The organism is Pseudomonas sp. TH21 (genome assembly GCF_016651025.1).
GTDB lineage: Bacteria > Pseudomonadota > Gammaproteobacteria > Pseudomonadales > Pseudomonadaceae > Aquipseudomonas > Aquipseudomonas aylmerensis.
This window is the reverse complement of the sequence record NZ_JAEKEQ010000001.1, coordinates 5,861,600-5,879,601: the sequence shown is the minus strand read 5'-3', so window position 1 is coordinate 5,879,601 and position 18,002 is coordinate 5,861,600. Positions and strand designations below refer to the sequence as shown.

The window sequence follows — 18,002 nt, the reverse complement described above, 5'->3', positions numbered from 1 at the left end:
AACCTGCCTCGATGTTTTACGAGGTCGACTATGCACATTCATATTCTGGGTATCTGCGGTACGTTCATGGGGTCAATGGCGGTATTGGCCAAAGAGTTGGGCCATCACGTGACGGGCTCCGACGCCAATGTCTACCCGCCCATGAGCACGCAACTCGAGGCCCAGGGCATTGCGCTGACCCAAGGCTACGACCCGGCGCAATTCGACCCGGTACCGGATTTGGTGGTGATCGGCAACGCCATGGTGCGCGGCAACCCGGCGGTCGAGTACGTGTTGAACAAAGGCCTGCCTTACGTCTCCGGCCCGCAGTGGCTGGCTGATCACGTGCTGCAAGGTCGCTGGGTGTTGGCCGTCGCCGGCACCCACGGCAAGACCACCACCAGCAGCATGCTCGCCTGGGTCCTGGAGCACGCAGGCATGAGCCCGGGCTTCCTGATCGGCGGTGTGCCGCAGAATTTCTCGGTATCGGCGCGCCTGGGGGATACCCCGTTCTTCGTGATCGAGGCTGACGAATACGACAGCGCCTTCTTCGACAAGCGCTCTAAGTTCGTCCACTACCGCCCGCGTACGGCGATCCTCAATAACCTTGAGTTCGATCACGCGGACATCTTCCCCGACCTGCCGGCCATCGAGCGCCAGTTCCACCATTTGGTGCGCACCATTCCGAGCGAAGGCCTGGTGATCCACCCGACCACCGAGCCGGCGCTGCAGCGTGTGATCGACATGGGCTGCTGGACCCCGGTGCAAACCACCGGTGCGGGCGGGCAGTGGCAAGTCAACTTGCTCAGCGAAGACGGTTCGCGCTTTGAAGTGCTGTTTGAAGGCGAGGCCCAGGGCATCGTTGAGTGGGACATGACGGGCCAGCACAACGTCGCCAACGCCCTGGTGACCCTGGCGGCTGCGCGGCATGTCGGCGTCGTGCCGTCCATGGGCATTGCCGCGTTGAGCGCCTTCAAAAGCGTGAAGCGCCGCATGGAGAAGGTCGCCGACGTGAATGGGATTACCATCTACGACGACTTTGCCCACCATCCAACCGCCATTGCGACCACGCTCGACGGCCTGCGCAAGCGCGTCGGCGATGCCCCGATCATTGCGATTGTGGAGCCGCGTTCCAACTCCATGAAGCTCGGCGCACACCGCGACGGCTTGCCGGAAAGCGTCAACGATGCCGACGAGGTGGTCTGGTACGCCCCCGCCAACCTCGGCTGGGACCTGCCGGCGATTGCCGCGCTGTGCACAGTGCCATCCACCGTCTGTGATTCCATCGATGGCATCATCGAACACGTCAAGCATCAGGCCAAGCCGGGCACCCACGTGGTGGTCATGAGCAACGGCGGTTTCGGCGGCCTGCATGGCAAGCTTGCCGAGGCGCTGAAATGAGTGGCCCGGAGCGCGTCACCCTGGCGATGACCGGTGCATCCGGCGCGCCCTATGGCCTGCGCCTGCTGGACTGCCTGGTGCGCGAGGACCGTGAGGTGCACTTCCTGATCTCCAAGGCCGCGCAATTGGTGTTGGCCACCGAGACCGATGTCGCGTTGCCCGCCAAGGTGCAGATGATGCAGGCGTTCCTCACCGAGTACACCGGTGCGGCGGCGGGGCAGATCAAGGTTTACGGCAAGGAAGACTGGATGTCGCCGGTGGCCTCGGGCTCCGGCGCGCCGGCGGCGATGGTGGTAGTGCCGTGTTCCACCGGGACCTTGTCGGCGATTGCCACGGGCGCCTGCAACAACCTGATCGAGCGCGCGGCGGACGTGACCCTGAAGGAGCGTCGCCAATTGATCCTGGTGCCGCGTGAAGCGCCGTATTCGAGCATTCACCTGGAGCACATGCTCAAGCTGTCGAACATGGGCGTGACCATCCTGCCGGCGTCGCCGGGCTTTTATCACCAGCCACAGACCATCGATGACCTGGTGGACTTTGTAGTCGCGCGGATTCTCAACCTGCTGAACATCCCTCAGGACATGCTACCGCGCTGGGGCGAGCACCATTTGAGCAGCGATGAATAAGGCACTGTTGGTGATAATGGCGTTGCAATTGGCGGGCTGCGCCACCGCACGCACGCTGGACGCCGCGCAGCCCGGCGCGCCGGTGGTGTATGCCGGCACGCGCCTGGATTTGTATGCGATCAACGGCGGCTGCTGCGCCAAGGACCGCTTCGGTGCTGAAGCGCCGAGCTATCCGCACGTCGACCTGCCGGCCAGTGCGCTGCTCGATACCTTGTTGTTGCCACTGTCGGTGTTGACGGTGCTTGGGGTTGGGTTTAACGCCACAGGCGGTCTTTGAGCTGGATGTTAAAGACACCACAAAGCCAATGTGGGAGCGGGCTTGCTCGCGAATTCGGTATGCCAGTCAACTAATAAGCTGACTGATCCACCGCCTTCGCGAGCAAGCCCGCTCCCACACTTGAAACTGCGCCAGGGGTTTAGGTCAGGTTACTTGCCGAGCTTGCGCAGCTCATCCGACTCCACCACCCGCACCCCATCCTGCTCTTCCAGCGCCAGGCGCCACATGGCCCGGGCCAGTTCGCAGACTTCAATGCCGTGGTATTTGCCCGGAATCAACCGCGACAATGGCCCGGCCAATTGCTCGGCCAGGCGCGGCTCCAGGCGTTCGCCCAGCAGCAGCGACGGCCGCACGATGGTCAGTTGCGGCCAGTCCTGCGCCTTCAGCGCCTGTTCCATTTCGCCTTTGACGCGGTTATAGAAAATCGAGGATTTCGGGTCGGCGCCGATCGCGCTGATCACGATCAAGTGCCGTGCGCCCATTTCCCGCGCACGTTTGGCGAAGGCCACGACCATGTCCAGGTCCACGGCGCGGAAGGCCTCTTCAGAGCCGGCCTGCTTGATGGTGGTGCCCAGGCAGCAGAACGCGATATCCACCCGGCCGCTCAGTTGCGGCAGGAAGACCGCCGGGTCGCCGACCGGGTTTTCCAGGTGTGGGTGCTCGGCCAGCGGCTTGCGGCTCGGTGCCAGCACGCGGGTCACGGTGGGCTCGTTGAGCAGACGGTCGAGCAGGTGTTCGCCGGTGAGCCCGGAGGCGCCGGCGAGCAAGATATGCTGCGGTGTCAGGTACATGGTGTTTCCCCCTTGTTACACATTACAGCTTAGTTGCCTTTGGCTTCCTTGCTATTCATTGAGACGCTTTCGAGCGCCTTTCGTGCCTGCTGCTTGCGTAATAATTGCCAGTGGGCGATGACGCCCTTGGGGGCCCAGATCTGCGGCTCGGAGGCTTCGAAGTTGTCCGCCTGTTCGCGTTCGGTCACATGCAGCTGCGCGAGCTTGAACGCCTGCTGCAGGTCATCGGTCTGGTTGAAGGCTTGGGCGAAGAGGGCGTCGCCAAAGTAGGTGAAGTCGGCTTCCTCGGAGCAGCCGAAGGACACGCGGTCGGCGCGCGAGGCAGTCATGATCAGCGTGTGTTCATCTTTCAGCGCCGGGATAAACCCGCCGGAGTAGCAGGCGGAAATCACGATGATCTTGTCGCGATTCTTCAGCGGCGTGAGTACCGCCGCCAGTTCATCGGCGGGCAGGTCGGCCAGCTCCATGCGCGGTTGGTCGAGCACCAGCTCGTGTTCGTGGGTGCCGTGGCTGGTCAGGTAGATGAACACCAGGTCTTCCGGCCCGCTGCGCTCGGCGAGGGTCTGGACGGCGCGCCGCAGGCTTTCGCGCGTGGCCATCGGACGGTCGGCGATATGGTCGCGGTGGTTGACCAGGCGAATCTGCCCGCGGGCACCGAAGCGCGTGGCGAGCATATTGCTGACGTAATCGGCTTCGCGCAGGAACACGCTTTGTTTGCCGTCGCCGGCCAGTACCAGGGTGTACAGCTCCACCGCCGAGGTGGAGGCGGGCACCGCGGCGAGGGCGGCGTCGAGCAGGTGGCCCTGGGCCAGGATCCCGGTCTCCAGCGGATCGGGCAGCAGCTTGCCGTCGGCATCCCGCACGCGCATGCCGTTGACCCAGGTACCGGCCTGCACCGTGCCATCGGTCAGCACCAGGGTGCCTTTGCCTTGATAGCTGTCGCTGTCGAAGCCGCCGATATAGAAGCTGCCGTCGGTGAGGTTCAAGCGGCCTTCGCCGGTAAAGCGCCAGTCGACGAACTGGCCGACATAATGGCTGCCGTCCACGCCGATCAACTCGCCCTTGCCGCTGAGGGCGCCTTCCTTGAACTGGCCGATCCAGACATCGCCGTCGGCGTTTTCGTAGCGGCCCTTGCCGTTGAGCTGGTTCTGCTTGAACTGGCCGACATAGATGTCGCCGTCAGCACTGTTGAACGTGCCGTTGCCTTCCAGTTGGCCATCCACGAAGTGACCGTTGAACTGGTTGCCGCTGTCATCGTTGCGCTGGCCTTCGCCGTTCGGCTTGCCGTGGGCGAACTGGCCTTGGTATTGGCTGCCATCGGCCAGTTCCAGGCGGCCGAGGCCGGAATACTGGTCGTCCTTGAATTCGCCGCGATAGGTCATCTGCCCCTCTTTGAGGGTGCCTTCGCCGTTGCGCCGACCGTTCTTGAAGCCGCCGACATACTGGCTGCCGGCCGTGGTCAGGCTGCCCTGGCCGTCGAACAGGCCTTGCTGGAACTGGCCTTTATAGACTTCGCCATTGCTGCCATGCCACTCGCCCTGGCCGTGCCACTGGCCTTTGTCGAACTGCCCGGCGTACCAGCTGCCGTTCGGGTAGTCCACGCGACCCTTGCCTTGCAGCAAGCCATCGACCACATCGCCCCGGTAACGGCCGCCATCGGGCAGGCGCGCATCGGGCGGCAACAGCGATTCGCCGTCTCCGCAAGCGGTGAGCAACAGGGCAAGGGCAAGGGGAGCGAGTGGGCGCATAGCGGGATCCGGATAATTGAGCGCCGAGTATGCCGCAGCTGCGGGTTTCATACATAAATTTACATCTGTTGTGGTAAGGATTTTGCCTTTCCACAGATCCGTAGGAGCCGGCTTGCCGGCGGGCATTCAGGGGGAATGCGGCGGCTGTGCGTTTTTCGCTGGCAAGCCAGCTCCTACACGGGGGCGGGTGGTTACACGAAGTAGAGCGACAACGACTCGGCTACGTAAGCGGGTTTTTCCTGGCCTTCGATTTCCAGGGTCGCGGTGGCCTTGAGCAGCCATTGGCCGGGCTTTTTCTCGGTGACGTCATTGAGGGTCACGTTCAGGCGCACCTTGGAATTGACCTTCACCGGCTGGATAAACCGCACACTGTCCAGGCCATAGTTGACGGCCATCTTCAAGCCTTCGGGCACGATCAGCAGGTCTTCCATCAGCTTGGGCATCAGCGACAACGACAGGAAACCATGGGCGATGGTGGTGCCGAACGGCGTCTGCGCGGCCTTGACCGGGTCGACATGGATGAACTGGTGATCGCCGGTGGCCTCGGCGAACAGGTTGATACGGGCCTGGTCGATGGTGAGCCATTCGGAACGTCCCAGTTCCTTGCCGACATAATCTTTGAGCTGCGCTACGGGTACATAGGGCATTGCGTCTCTCCTTGGTTCATCGGTGCTGTTTTTATGGGTTACAGAGAACCAATGTAGATCATCATGGCCAATCAGCCCGGTCAACCCACCATGCTTTTGGCGAATGCCGATGCATAGGGCGGGCATGCTTATAATGCGGGCGGGTCTTGAGGGGGGAGAGAACGGATGCTGTTACGCGGTCTGACATGGCTGGTGCTGTTTCAATTGATCGGCACGGCGATCAATCATTTGCTGTTACCGGTGCTGCCGGGCCCGATCATTGGCCTGCTGCTGATGCTCGGCTACCTGGTGTGGCGCGGCGAAGTCGGCGAGCCCCTGAGCCTGGCGGCCAGCAGCCTGTTGCGCTATTTGCCGTTGCTGCTGGTGCCGCCGGCGGTGGGGGTGATGGTGTATGCGCGGGACATTGCCGCCGACTTCTGGGCAATCGTCGGCGCGCTGGTGGTGTCGCTGGTGATCGCCATGGGCTTTGTCGGCCTGTTGATGGAGCACATGGTCAAGCGCAAGGAGAAGGATCAATGATCTTCGACTGGCAAGGCGCGTGGACAGCCGTGATTCACCACCCTCTGTTTGGCATCGGTATCACCCTCGGCGCGTATCAATTGGTACTCGCGGGCTTTGAGAAAACCCGCTGGATTTTCCTGCAGCCGGTGCTGGTTTCCATGCTGCTGGTGATTGGCGTGTTGCTCACCTGCGGGCTGAGCTACGCCGAGTACCGCAAGAGCACCGAGATCATGAGCATCCTGCTCGGCCCCGCGACCGTGGCCCTGGCGGTGCCGCTGTACTTGAACCTGCGGCGGATTCGCCAATTGTTCTGGCCGATTTTTACTACGCTGGTGATAGGTGGCGTGTTGGCCACCGGCCTGTGTGTGTTGCTGGGGTGGTGGTTTGGCGCCGAGCATAGGATGCTGATGACGATGGCGCCCAAGTCGGTGACCTCGCCGATCGCCATGCTGGTGGCCGAGCAGATCGGCGGCGTGGCCGCATTGGCGGCGGTGTTTGTACTGATCACCGGGGTGATCGGCGCGATGATCGGGCCTGCTTACCTGTCGCGCCTGGGGGTGCGCAGCCCCGAGGCGCGCGGCATGGCGCTGGGGATGACCGCCCACGCTGTCGGCACCTCGGTGGCCCTGCAGGAAAGCGAAGAGTGCGGCGCCTTTGCAGCGCTGGCCATGAGTCTGATGGGCGTGGCCACGGCGGTGTTCCTGCCGCTGGCTGTGTCGGTGATTGTTTAAACCGGGTTTAAGGAAACCTTTATGAGTCTGGCGCTGTTCCCGCTCAATACCGTGCTGTTCCCTGGCTGCACCCTCGACCTGCAACTGTTCGAGGCGCGCTACCTGGACATGATCAGCCGCTGCCTGAAAAAGGGCGAAAGCTTCGGCGTGGTGTGCATCCTCGACGGCAAGGAAGTGGGCATCGCCCCGGACGGCTACGCGCTGATCGGCTGCGAAGCGCTGATTCGCGACTTCAAGCAACAGGACAACGGCCTGCTTGGGATTCGCGTCGAAGGTGGCCGTCGCTTCCGCGTGCGTGACGCCGGCGTGCAGAAAGACCAGTTGCTGGTGGCCGAGGTGCAGTGGCTGGAAGAACAACCGGACCAGGCGCTGGAAGAAGAGGACGCCGACCTCCTGGCCTTGCTGCAGGCCCTGGCCGAACACCCGATGGTCGCCTCGCTGGACATGGGCGCCCACGCCGACGGCCAGCAAGCCCTGGGCAACCAACTGGCGTATCTGCTGCCGTTCACCGAGGCCGACAAGATCGACCTGCTGCAGCTCGACGACCCGCAGCAACGGCTGGACGCGATCCAGATGTTGCTCGATGAACTGCAAGGCGAGCTGTTCACCTGAGTTTCGGAAAACTCCGGCGCTGCTTTCGGACGTTTCTTCGCGGCCCGCTGTGCGTTGCCTGAAATAGTCGCCGATCACATAACGATGATCGGGGAATGGACATGATTCGGCTAGCGCAATCGGAGCAGGCGGTCTGGGACGCTTTTTTTGTCAGCATTGCCGGGCAATTGCTGCAGTCGGACGCCAAGCGCGGTGCGGAATACATCGCCGAGCGCGCCGCAGAGATTGCCGATGAAATGCTGTTGGAGCGACGCGAACGCTGTATTGAGCGTCGCGTTGCTCCCGTCGACTGGTTGGGGCCGGCCCGGAGTCAGTAGGCATACCTGAGCAGCGCGTGCGGTGTGCCGGTAAAGGCGATAAAACTCAGCACCGCCACTATCGCCGGCAGTAACAGCCACCAGGCTTTTTGCGGCATCGGCGGCAATGGGCTGCGGTACTGGCTGACGGTCAGGCTGAACGCACACACGGTCATCGCCAGCAGCGTGCCCGCCAGGATATCGGTGGGCCAATGAGCGCCCAGGTACACCCGGGACAATGCGATAAAAGCGGCGGGGATGCAGCCCAGCAGCATCCAGGTCAGACGCAGCCGCGTGGGCTGGCCGCGACCGGCCAATACCGCCAATGCCAGGAAAAACGCGAACGCGCCGGACGCGTGGCCGCTGGGCATGCTGAAGCTGGTGAGTGGGTCGGTCAGGATCTCCGGGCGACCGCGCGCGAAAAACAGCTTGGTCCCGGTATTGATCACCGCCGCCCCGGCCAGTGTGGCGCCGACAAACACGGCATGCCGCCATTGCCGTGCCAGGAGCAGCAGGCCGGTGAATACGGCGCTGGCGACGAACATCTTCTTGAACTCACCCAACTGCGTAATCCGCACCATCACCTCGTCCAGCCAGGCGCTGCGATGTTCCTGGACCAGCGCACTAAGGCCCTGGTCAAAGTCGTTGAGGTGCGGATAGCCGATAAACAGTGCGAGCAACAGCGTCAGGCTGGCGCAGCCGATCCACAGCGTCGCGCGACGATGCCCGCGCAGGCTGCTGTTCAAGCTCAGCCCCAGCAGTATCGCCAGGCACGCCGCGACAATCCCCGCTTCCGGCCAGAACCCTGGCGGCAATGGCAGGCGAAACGCGGCGCCGGTCGCCCAGCCTGGCAACAGGTAGGCCACCGACCAGCCGGCGGCCGCTAGAATGCTGACGGCGGCAAAGCGCGGAAACGGCATGTCGCACATGCCGGCCACCATTGGCAGCATCGGGCGCAGCGGGCCGATGAAACGTCCGACCAACAGGCTGGCGATGCCGTACTTGTGGAAGTAGGTCTCTGCGCCGCTCATCCACTCGGGGTGGTGGCGCAGACCGGGCAGGCGGCGAATGTTCTGGTGGAAATGACGCCCCAGATAATAGGACACAGCATCGCCCAACAGCCCTCCGAGAAACCCCAGCGACAGGGTTTCGCTCAACGACAGCGCACCACTGCCGGCCAAGGCAGCGATGGCAAACAGCAACACCGTGCCAGGCACGATCAGTCCGGCAATCGCCAGGCATTCCACGCACGCGACGATAAACACCGCCACCGCCAGCCATTGCGGGTTGAGGGTCAGCCAGCCGGTAATGCTATCGAGCCATTGGCCCATACAATCCACTCCATCCAAGTTCGTACACCTTGCACGCGCCCGGCAAGCCGGGCTCCTGCAGGCCGTGTCATCACATCAAAAAATAATCGCGGCCTTCGACCTGGCCCCGACGCAGCGGGTTGCGCGTGCAATACGGCGCATAGCCCGCGTCCACGAAGCGGTACATCAAGTGTTCGTCACGGCCACTGGGGATGCCCAGGCGGGTGGTCTGGATGATCTGTGTGGGTGTCTGGCCAACGTCTTCCACATAGAGCAAGTCCTGATCGAAGCGCTTGGCGTCCCAAACCGGCACCTTCAGGCCCAGCGCTTTGCACAGCAGCGTCTGCCCGGCGCACAGCTTCTGCGAGGCGCGGGGGCTGCCGTCGGCGTTCGGATTGTTCAACAGCATCTGCGCCAGGCTGGCGGGGCCGGAGCGTTCATCGACCCACGGATAGGCCGATTTGATCAGTACCGCATTGCCCGGGCCGTGGGCGCTGAAGTTCAGCGAATCGCCGCCACGGGCGTAGTACATGTAGATATGGCCGCCATCCAGAAACAAAGCCTTACGCTTTTCTGTGTAACCGAGTGAGGCGTGGCTGCCTTTTTCGGCCACGTAATAGGCTTCGGTTTCAATAATTCGCGCCGAAAGCCAGATATCGCCGACACGATGGCGTATGACTTTTCCGAGCAATTCGCGCGCGAGCAATTGTGCATCGCGGTCGAAGAAGCTGTCGGGCAGGGCGCTGGCGGGGAGTTGCGGGGTCAAACCGGACATGGCGTTCAGGGTTATTACGGCTAAATGTGACGGAATAATAACAACTCCCACCTTAATTACCGCTGAACCCCAGGTTTTTACAGTTCATTTCGACCATCCGCCCCTCACCGCTGTCAGTCGGGCGGCGTCACAGCTATAATCTGCCGCTTTCCTCTTTGCCAAGACTCCCTGACCATGACTGAGTCCGTTCTTGACTACATGACCCGCCTGGGTCGCGCTGCCCGTCAGGCCTCGCGGTTGATCGCCCGTGCGAGCACCGCGCAGAAGAACCGTGCCCTGCTGGCAGCCGCCGACGCTCTGGACGCCTCGCGCTCCGAGCTGACCGCCGCCAACGAACAGGACCTGGCCAACGGCCGCGCCAATGGCCTGGAGGCTGCGCTGCTGGACCGCCTGGCGCTGACCCCGGCACGTATCGACGATATGATCGAAGGCCTGCGTCAGGTGGCCAAGCTGCCTGACCCCATCGGTGAAATCCGCGACATGCGTTACCTGCCGTCCGGCATCCAGGTTGGCAAGATGCGGGTGCCGCTGGGCGTGATCGGCATCATCTATGAGTCGCGCCCGAACGTGACCATCGACGCCGCGAGCCTGTGCCTCAAGTCAGGCAATGCCACCATCCTGCGTGGCGGCTCCGAAGCGATCAATTCCAACCGTGCCATTGCCGCTTGCATCCAGCAGGGCCTGGCGGTGGCCGAGTTGCCGGCTGAAGTGGTGCAAGTGGTGGAAACCACCGACCGCGCCGCCGTGGGTGCCTTGATCACCATGCCGGAATTCGTCGATGTGATCGTGCCGCGCGGTGGCAAGAGCCTGATCGAACGCGTCAGCCGCGATGCCAAGGTGCCTGTCATCAAGCACCTGGACGGCGTGTGCCACGTGTTTATCGACGTGGCCGCCGATATCGACAAGGCGATCCGCATCGCCGACAACGCCAAGACTCACCGCTACGCCCCGTGCAACACCATGGAAACCCTGCTGGTGCACGCAGGCATTGCCGAGCGCGTGCTGCCGCCGCTGGCTGCCATCTACCGTGACAAGGGCGTGGAGCTGCGGGGTTGCGAGCGCACCCGTGCGCTGCTCGGCGCGGATGTGATCGAGGCGACCGAGCTGGACTGGTACACCGAATACACCGCGCCGATCCTGTCGATCAAGATTGTCGACGACCTCGACGAGGCCATCGAACACATCAACACCTACGGCTCCAAGCACACCGATGCCATTGTTTCCGAGCATTTCAGCGATGCCCGGCGTTTCCTCAACGAAGTGGATTCCGCTTCGGTGATGATCAACGCCTCGACGCGTTTTGCCGACGGCTTCGAGTATGGCCTGGGGGCGGAGATCGGCATCTCCACCGACAAGCTCCACGCACGCGGCCCGGTTGGCCTGGAAGGCCTGACCAGCGAGAAGTACGTGGTGTTCGGCGACGGTCATGTGCGCACTTGATGGCTAAACGCATCGGGCTGCTCGGTGGCACCTTCGACCCCGTGCACATCGGCCATTTGCGCAGTGCCCTGGAAGTCGCGGATGCCCTGGCGTTGGACGAACTGCGCCTGATCCCCAATTTCCGGCCGCCGCATCGCGATACTCCACAGGTGTCGCCGCAGCAGCGCCTGGAAATGGTGCGCCTTGCCGTGGAAGGCATAGCGCCGCTGGTGGTGGACGATCGCGAGCTCAAGCGCGATAAACCGTCCTACACTGTCGACACCCTGGAGCTGATGCGCGCCGAGTTGGCCGCGGATGACCAGTTGTTTCTGCTTTTGGGCTGGGACGCATTTTGCGGCCTGCCCTCTTGGCATCGCTGGGAGGAACTCCTCCAGCATTGCCACATCCTGGTTTTGCAACGCCCGGATGCCGACAGCGAACCGCCGGATGCCTTGCGCAACCTGCTGGCCGCGCGGTCGGTAAGTGACCCCTTGGCCCTGACCGGGCCGAACGGGAATATTGCATTCGTCTGGCAGACCCCGCTTGCGGTGTCCGCCACCCAGATCCGTCAACTGCTGGCCAGCGGGAAGTCGGTACGTTTCCTGGTGCCTGACGCGGTCCTGGCCTACATCGATGCGCACGGGCTTTACCGTGCGTCGAACTGAAAAGGCGCGCTTGAACGCACGGACAACCGTGCAGCAAGCGCCCGAACATACGAGCAAAACGAGTTTTTTATGACGAACAAAGACGTAAGCAAAGTTAAGCGCAAAGGCACGTTCAAAAGCGCCCCGCTGCCGGTTGAAGCGCACACCGGCCCTGAGCTGGCTGGCGAAGAGCTGGTAAAAGTCGCCGTGGCGGCCTTGGAAGACGTGAAGGCCCAGGACATCCAGGTCCTGGACGTACGCGACAAGCAGAGCATCACCGACTTCATGATCATCGCCACCGGTACCTCCAACCGCCAGATCGGCGCGATGCTCGACAAGGTTCGCGAAGCCGTCAAGGCCCAGGGCGTCAAGCCGCTGGGTGAAGAAGGCAAGGGCGACAGCGACTGGGTGCTGCTGGACATGGACGACGTGATCGTTCACATGATGACTTCCAACGCCCGTCAGTTCTACGACCTGGAGCGTCTGTGGAAAGGCGCCGAGCAGAGCCGTGCGGCTGACGGCAAGCACCACAGCCCGGAAGTGGGCCACGCGCACTTCGACAAGCTGAACAAAGACCAGGAATAAGGAACGGCTGTGCGCCTGCGTCTGATTGCTGTCGGTTCACGCATGCCCAAGTGGGTGGAAGAAGGCTGGCACGAGTATGCCAAGCGTCTGCCCGCTGAGCTGTCGCTGGAACTGATAGAGATACCGCTCAATACCCGGGGCAAGAATGCCGACGTGGCACGCTTTATCCGTCAGGAAGGCGAGGCCATGCTGGCCAAGGTCGGCCCCAACGAGCGCATCGTCACCCTCGAAGTGCACGGCAAACCCTGGAGCACCGAGCAACTGGCGGTTGAGCTGGATCGCTGGCGCCTGGACTCGCGCACGGTCAACTTCATGGTCGGCGGCCCGGAAGGGCTGGCGCCGGAAGTCTGCGCACGGGCGGATCAGCGCTGGTCGCTGTCGGCGCTGACGCTGCCGCACCCGTTGGTAAGGATCCTGATCGGTGAACAGCTGTATCGCGCCTGGACAGTTCTGTCCGGGCACCCTTACCACAAATAATCTGCGCCCCTCCCGATGACCCAGCCGATCCGCATCAAGGACCACGAGAAAGACGCACGTCTGGTACGCGCGCGCGTGGTGTTTGGCGCGATCATGGTCGTGGTGCTGTTGGGGGTGCTGATTGCCCGCCTGTATTTCCTGCAGGTGATCCAGTACGACTATCACTCCACCTTGTCGGAAAACAACCGGGTGCACGTGCAGCCGATTCCGCCGACCCGTGGCCTGATTTTCGACCGCAATGGCGTGGTGGTCGCGGATAACCGTCCCAGCTTCAGCCTGAGCATGACCCGCGAGCGTTCCGGAGACTGGCAGCAGATCCTCGATGTCATCGTCGAGGTGCTGCAGCTGACTCCGGAAGACCGGGTGATTTTCGAGAAGCGCATGAAGCAGGGGCGCAGGCCTTTCGAGCCGGTGCCGATCCTGTTTGAGCTGACCGAAGAGCAGATCGCGCGGATCGCGGTGAACCAGTTCCGCCTGCCGGGCGTGGAAGTGGTCGCACAGTTAGTGCGTCACTACCCGCAGGGGCCGCACTTTGCGCACTCGGTCGGCTACATGGGGCGGATCAACGAGAAAGAGCTGAAAAGCCTCGACCCGGTCAACTACAGCGGCACCCACCATATCGGCAAAACCGGCATCGAGCGTTTCTACGAGCCGGAACTGCACGGCCAGGTGGGTTACGAAGAAGTCGAGACCAACGCGCGCGGCCGCGTGCTGCGGGTGCTCAAGCGGACCGACCCGGTGCCGGGCAAGGACATTGTGCTGAGCCTGGACATCAAGCTGCAGGAAGCGGCGGAGATGGCCCTGGGTGGGCGTCGTGGCGCGGTCGTGGCCCTGGACCCGAATACCGGCGAAGTGCTGGCGATGGTCAGCCAGCCGAGCTTCGACCCTAACCTGTTCGTTACCGGGATCAGCTTCAAGGCCTACGCCGAGTTGCGTGATTCCATCGACCGACCGCTGTTCAACCGCGTGTTGCGCGGCCTGTACCCGCCGGGTTCGACGATCAAGCCGGCGGTGGCGATTGCCGGCCTGGATGCGGGCGTGGTCACCGCCTCCAGCCGCGTGTTCGACCCGGGCTACTACATGCTGCCCAACTACGATCACAAATACCGTAACTGGAACCGCACCGGTGATGGCTATGTCGACCTGGACACCGCGATCATGCGCTCCAACGACACCTATTTTTACGACCTGGCCCACAAGCTTGGCATCGACCGTTTGTCTGCCTACATGGGCAAGTTCGGCCTGGGCCAGAAAGTCTCCCTGGACATGTTCGAGGAATCCCCTGGCCTGATGCCATCTCGCGAGTGGAAGCGCGCGACCCGTCGCCAGGCCTGGTTCCCGGGCGAAACCCTGATCCTCGGGATCGGCCAGGGCTACATGCAGGCCACGCCGCTGCAACTGGCCCAGGCCACGGCGCTGGTGGCGAACAAAGGCGTCTGGAATCGGCCGCACCTGGCCAGGACCATCGAGGGCGAAAAGCCGCTGGATGAAAACCCGATCCCGGACATCGTGCTGCGCGACCCGTCGGACTGGACCAAGGTCAACCACGGCATGCAGCAAGTGATGCACGGCGCCCGTGGCACCGCGCGCAAGGCGGCGGTCGGCGCGCAGTACCGGATTGCCGGCAAGAGCGGGACCGCCCAGGTGGTCGCGATCAAGCAGGGCGAGAAATATGACCGCTCCAAGGTTCAGGAGCGCCACCGTGACCACGCCTTGTTTGTCGGCTTTGCCCCGGCGGACGACCCGAAAATCGTGGTGGCGGTGATGGTCGAGAACGGCGAGTCCGGCTCCGGCGTTGCTGCGCCCGTGGTGCGCCAAGTGATGGATGCCTGGCTGTTGGCCGACGACGGCAGGCTCAAGCCCGAATATGGCGGCCCCCCTTCAAGCACCGAGGTTACGGCCAGTGAAGAGTAATTTTGACCGCATCCTCTCCAGCGAGGATGTGATGCGTCGCCGCGCGACGTTGCTGCAGCGCATGCACATCGATGGCCCGTTGCTGATCCTGCTCCTGACCCTGGCGGCCGGCAGCCTGTTCGTGCTGTATTCGGCCAGCGGCAAGAACTGGGACCTGCTGATCAAGCAGGCCTCGTCGTTTGGCCTTGGCCTGTTGTCGATGCTGGTGATTGCCCAGCTCGAACCGCGGTTCATGGCGCGGTGGGTGCCCTTGGGCTACGTTGCTGGCGTGTTGCTATTGGTGGTGGTGGACGTGATGGGCCACAACGCCATGGGGGCGACGCGCTGGATCAACATTCCCGGGGTGATTCGCTTCCAGCCGTCGGAATTCATGAAGATCCTGATGCCGGCGACCATTGCCTGGTATCTGTCCAAGCGCACCTTGCCGCCGCAGCTCAAGCATGTGGCCATCAGCCTGTTCCTGATCGGCGTGCCGTTTATCCTGATCGTGCGCCAGCCAGACCTCGGGACCTCGCTGCTGATCCTGGCGGGCGGTGCGTTCGTGCTGTTCATGGGCGGGCTGCGCTGGCGCTGGATCCTCAGCGTGCTGGCCGCCGCCGTGCCGGTGGCCGTGGCCATGTGGTTCTTCTTCATGCACGACTACCAGAAGCAACGGATCCTGACCTTCCTCGACCCGGAAAGCGACCCGCTGGGCACCGGCTGGAACATTATCCAGTCGAAGGCCGCCATCGGTTCCGGCGGTGTATTTGGTAAGGGTTGGTTACTGGGCACCCAGTCGCACCTGGACTTTCTGCCCGAGAGCCACACCGACTTCATTATTGCGGTGATGGGCGAAGAGTTCGGCCTGGTGGGCATTTGCGCGCTGTTGCTGATTTATTTGCTGTTGATTGGTCGCGGCCTGGTGATCACCGCGCAGGCGCAGACGCTGTTCGGCAAATTGCTCGCCGGCAGCCTGACCATGACTTTTTTTGTTTACGTTTTCGTCAACATCGGTATGGTCAGTGGCCTGTTGCCGGTGGTTGGGGTGCCGTTGCCGTTCATTAGCTACGGCGGAACTTCGCTGGTGACATTGCTGTCAGCGTTTGGGGTTTTGATGTCGATTCATACGCATCGCAAATGGATCGCACAGGTTTGAATAAGGTGAAGATGTCAATGCAAGTAATGCGCGGCTGGGCGACTCGGCATGCGTCCTGGATGGGCCTGATCGGGCTGCTGGGGGCAACGCAGGAGGTGCAGGCCGGTGACTACGATGGCTCACCCCAGGTCGCCGAATTTGTCGGTGAGATGACCCGCGACTACGGTTTCGCCGGTGAACAACTGATGGGCGTGTTCCGCGAAGCCCAGCGCAAGCAGGCGATTCTCGACGCCATCTCCCGTCCCGCCGAGCGCGTGAAGCAGTGGAAGGAATATCGCCCGATGTTCCTGACCGACGCCCGAGTGGCTCGTGGGGTGGACTTCTGGCGCCAGCACGAGGCCGTACTGGCCCGCGCCGAGCAGGAGTACGGCGTGCCGGCCCAGGTGATTGTCGCGATTATCGGCATCGAAACCTTCTACGGCCGCAACACCGGCAGCTACCGGGTGATCGACGCCCTGTCGACCCTGGGTTTCGACTACCCGCCGCGCGCCGACTTCTTCCGCAAGGAGCTGCGTGAGTTCCTGCTGTTGGCCCGCGAAGAGCAGGTCGACCCGCTGACCCTCAAGGGTTCCTACGCCGGTGCCATGGGCCTGCCGCAGTTCATGCCGAGCAGCTTCCGCGCTTATGCAGTGGATTTTGACGGCGACGGGCACATTAATATCTGGAGCAATCCCGACGACGCCATCGGCAGTGTGGCCAGCTACTTCAAACGCCACGGCTGGGTCGCCGGCGAACCGGTGGTGATCCGCGCCGATGTGACCGGCGATCGCGCCGATGAAGGCCTGACCCAGGGTATCGAGCCGGCCAAGACGGTCGGGGAGTTGCGGGCGCTGGGCTGGTCGAGTCAGAATGCGCCACGCGATGATATGCCGGTGACGGCGTTCCGCCTCGAAGGCGAAAATGGCCCTGAATACTGGATGGGCCTGAAGAATTTCTACGCAATCACGCGTTATAACCGCAGTGTGATGTACGCCATGGCCGTGCATCAGCTGTCAGACATGCTGGTCCAAGCACGGGGCAACAAGTAATGCGGGCATCGCCGTTCAATAAACCGCTCAAGCTGGTGGCGTTCGCCGCGTTGTCCTTGCTGGTTGTCAGTTGTTCCACCAGTCGCGGTCCGGCGCAGAAGTCCGGCGGCACCGCCATCCGTTCCCAGCCTGGCCTGGACATCAACCGCGCGCACAAAGATGGCGCGCCGTGGTGGGATGTCGACGTATCGAAGATCCCGGATGCCACGCCAACCCTGCACACCGGCGCCTACAAGGCCAACCCGTATACCGTGCTGGGCAAGACCTATTTCCCGCTGCAGGAATCCAAGACCTACGTGCAATCGGGCACGGCGTCCTGGTACGGCACCAAGTTCCATGGCCAGAACACCGCCAACGGCGAAGTGTATGACCTGTATGGCATGAGCGCGGCGCACAAGACCCTGCCGCTGCCCAGCTATGTGCGCGTGACCAACCTGGACAACAATCGCACGGTGATCCTGCGCGTCAACGACCGCGGGCCGTTCTATTCGGACCGGATCATCGACTTGTCCTACGCCGCCGCGAAGAAACTCGGCTACGCCGAAACCGGCACCGCGCGGGTCAAGGTCGAAGGCATCGACCCGGCGCAGTATTGGGCCCAGCGTGGCAAGCCGGCGCCGTTGATGCTCAACGAACCGCAAACGCCGCAACCACAGATTACCGCGTCGGCCGGCAAGGTCGAGCAGTGGACACCGCCGCCGGCGCAGCACGCGCCGGACACCGTGGCCGTGCCTCAGGCCGCGCCGGGCAGTTCGATGGCGGGCGGGCAGTACCTGCAGGTGGGCGCTTTCGCCAACCCGGATGCGGCAGAACTGTTAAGGTCCAAGCTGAGCAGCATGGTCAGCGCGCCGGTCTTCATCAGCTCCATCGTGCGTAACCAGCAGACCCTGCACCGTGTGCGCATGGGCCCGATCGGCTCGCCGAGCGAGGTCGCGCAAGTGCAGAACAGCGTGCGCCTGGCCAACCTGGGGCAACCCAGCGTGGTCACCGCCGAATAATAAAGATTGATGGTTCTGGCCCGTGCGCGGGCTTGAACCCTGGTTGTTGGCTCGTTGAACAATAAAAACCCAGGGGCAAGGGGTGAGCGGGCAACCGAACACGTGACA

General features: G+C 62.9%; 20 protein-coding genes. 15 read left to right on the top strand and 5 right to left on the bottom strand.

Annotated features, from left to right (window positions below; all coding sequences use genetic code 11):
• The first annotated feature begins 30 nt into the window (after positions 1-30).
• From mpl to JFU04_RS26025, 3 genes are read left to right on the top strand one after another with little or no spacing between them, the layout of a single operon-like run.
• On the top strand, positions 31-1,380 hold the full coding sequence (gene mpl, locus JFU04_RS26035; protein WP_120450111.1) for a UDP-N-acetylmuramate:L-alanyl-gamma-D-glutamyl-meso-diaminopimelate ligase: 1,350 nt from the start codon (positions 31-33) through the stop codon (positions 1,378-1,380).
• Complete coding sequence (ubiX, locus tag JFU04_RS26030; protein ID WP_065910043.1) at positions 1,377-2,006, top strand: flavin prenyltransferase UbiX; 630 nt, start codon at positions 1,377-1,379, stop codon at positions 2,004-2,006. The genes mpl and ubiX overlap by 4 nt, the downstream gene beginning before the upstream one ends.
• Positions 1,999-2,283, top strand: a complete 285-nt coding sequence (locus JFU04_RS26025; protein ID WP_201145963.1) for a YceK/YidQ family lipoprotein — start codon at positions 1,999-2,001, stop codon at positions 2,281-2,283. The genes ubiX and JFU04_RS26025 overlap by 8 nt, the downstream gene beginning before the upstream one ends.
• 149 nt (positions 2,284-2,432) lie before the next feature.
• On the opposite strand, the gene JFU04_RS26020 is transcribed toward JFU04_RS26025, so the two are convergent.
• The 3 genes from JFU04_RS26020 to JFU04_RS26010 all read right to left on the bottom strand — a co-directional run bounded on the left by JFU04_RS26020 (position 2,433) and on the right by JFU04_RS26010 (position 5,469).
• A complete protein-coding gene (locus JFU04_RS26020) occupies positions 2,433-3,074 on the bottom strand; it encodes an oxidoreductase (RefSeq protein ID WP_065910047.1) in 642 nt (213 codons plus the stop codon).
• 29 nt (positions 3,075-3,103) lie between these two features.
• Complete coding sequence (locus JFU04_RS26015; RefSeq protein ID WP_065910049.1) at positions 3,104-4,822, bottom strand: C13 family peptidase; 1,719 nt, start codon at positions 4,820-4,822, stop codon at positions 3,104-3,106.
• Between the two features lie 191 nt (positions 4,823-5,013).
• Entirely contained in the window at positions 5,014-5,469 is a 456-nt protein-coding gene (locus tag JFU04_RS26010; RefSeq protein ID WP_065910051.1) for a MaoC family dehydratase, read from the bottom strand.
• Between the two features lie 165 nt (positions 5,470-5,634).
• On the opposite strand from JFU04_RS26010, the gene JFU04_RS26005 reads away from it, so the two are divergent.
• The 4 genes from JFU04_RS26005 to JFU04_RS25990 all read left to right on the top strand — a co-directional run bounded on the left by JFU04_RS26005 (position 5,635) and on the right by JFU04_RS25990 (position 7,630).
• Positions 5,635-5,988 (top strand): CidA/LrgA family protein, encoded by a 354-nt coding sequence (locus JFU04_RS26005; protein WP_065910053.1) that lies wholly within the window; start codon positions 5,635-5,637, stop codon positions 5,986-5,988.
• Positions 5,985-6,701, top strand: a complete 717-nt coding sequence (locus JFU04_RS26000; protein WP_065910055.1) for an LrgB family protein — start codon at positions 5,985-5,987, stop codon at positions 6,699-6,701. The genes JFU04_RS26005 and JFU04_RS26000 overlap by 4 nt, the downstream gene beginning before the upstream one ends.
• A gap of 21 nt (positions 6,702-6,722) precedes the next feature.
• Entirely contained in the window at positions 6,723-7,313 is a 591-nt protein-coding gene (locus tag JFU04_RS25995) for an LON peptidase substrate-binding domain-containing protein (protein ID WP_065910057.1), read from the top strand.
• A gap of 101 nt (positions 7,314-7,414) precedes the next feature.
• Positions 7,415-7,630 (top strand): hypothetical protein, encoded by a 216-nt coding sequence (locus JFU04_RS25990; RefSeq protein ID WP_065910332.1) that lies wholly within the window; start codon positions 7,415-7,417, stop codon positions 7,628-7,630.
• On the opposite strand, the gene JFU04_RS25985 is transcribed toward JFU04_RS25990, so the two are convergent.
• Together JFU04_RS25985 and JFU04_RS25980 are read right to left on the bottom strand one after the other, a co-directional pair.
• Positions 7,624-8,940: a bifunctional DedA family/phosphatase PAP2 family protein gene (locus tag JFU04_RS25985; RefSeq protein WP_201145962.1), complete on the bottom strand. Its 1,317-nt coding sequence runs from the start codon at positions 8,938-8,940 to the stop codon at positions 7,624-7,626. The two genes, JFU04_RS25990 and JFU04_RS25985, sit on opposite strands and share 7 nt — an antisense overlap.
• 70 nt (positions 8,941-9,010) lie before the next feature.
• On the bottom strand, positions 9,011-9,694 hold the full coding sequence (locus tag JFU04_RS25980; protein ID WP_065910061.1) for a DNA-3-methyladenine glycosylase: 684 nt from the start codon (positions 9,692-9,694) through the stop codon (positions 9,011-9,013).
• Between the two features lie 174 nt (positions 9,695-9,868).
• Here JFU04_RS25980 and JFU04_RS25975 point away from each other — a divergent pair, with 174 nt between their 5' ends.
• The 8 genes from JFU04_RS25975 (at position 9,869) to JFU04_RS25940 (ending at position 17,894) form a co-directional block, all read left to right on the top strand.
• Positions 9,869-11,134, top strand: a complete 1,266-nt coding sequence (locus JFU04_RS25975) for a glutamate-5-semialdehyde dehydrogenase (protein WP_201145961.1) — start codon at positions 9,869-9,871, stop codon at positions 11,132-11,134.
• On the top strand, positions 11,134-11,778 hold the full coding sequence (gene nadD / locus JFU04_RS25970) for a nicotinate-nucleotide adenylyltransferase (RefSeq protein ID WP_120450098.1): 645 nt from the start codon (positions 11,134-11,136) through the stop codon (positions 11,776-11,778). Before JFU04_RS25975 ends, nadD begins: the two co-directional genes overlap by 1 nt.
• Before the next feature lie 69 nt (positions 11,779-11,847).
• A complete protein-coding gene (rsfS, locus tag JFU04_RS25965; protein ID WP_003215432.1) occupies positions 11,848-12,342 on the top strand; it encodes a ribosome silencing factor in 495 nt (164 codons plus the stop codon).
• A 9-nt stretch (positions 12,343-12,351) separates the two neighbouring features.
• Positions 12,352-12,819, top strand: a complete 468-nt coding sequence (gene rlmH, locus JFU04_RS25960) for a 23S rRNA (pseudouridine(1915)-N(3))-methyltransferase RlmH (RefSeq protein ID WP_201145960.1) — start codon at positions 12,352-12,354, stop codon at positions 12,817-12,819.
• Between the two features lie 15 nt (positions 12,820-12,834).
• Positions 12,835-14,733: a penicillin-binding protein 2 gene (gene mrdA / locus JFU04_RS25955; protein WP_065910070.1), complete on the top strand. Its 1,899-nt coding sequence runs from the start codon at positions 12,835-12,837 to the stop codon at positions 14,731-14,733.
• 31 nt (positions 14,734-14,764) lie between these two features.
• Positions 14,765-15,868 (top strand): rod shape-determining protein RodA, encoded by a 1,104-nt coding sequence (gene rodA / locus JFU04_RS25950; RefSeq protein WP_065910334.1) that lies wholly within the window; start codon positions 14,765-14,767, stop codon positions 15,866-15,868.
• A gap of 17 nt (positions 15,869-15,885) precedes the next feature.
• A complete protein-coding gene (gene mltB, locus JFU04_RS25945) occupies positions 15,886-16,896 on the top strand; it encodes a lytic murein transglycosylase B (protein ID WP_065910072.1) in 1,011 nt (336 codons plus the stop codon).
• A complete protein-coding gene (locus JFU04_RS25940) occupies positions 16,896-17,894 on the top strand; it encodes a septal ring lytic transglycosylase RlpA family protein (protein ID WP_065910074.1) in 999 nt (332 codons plus the stop codon). The genes mltB and JFU04_RS25940 overlap by 1 nt, the downstream gene beginning before the upstream one ends.
• Positions 17,895-18,002 lie beyond the last annotated feature (108 nt).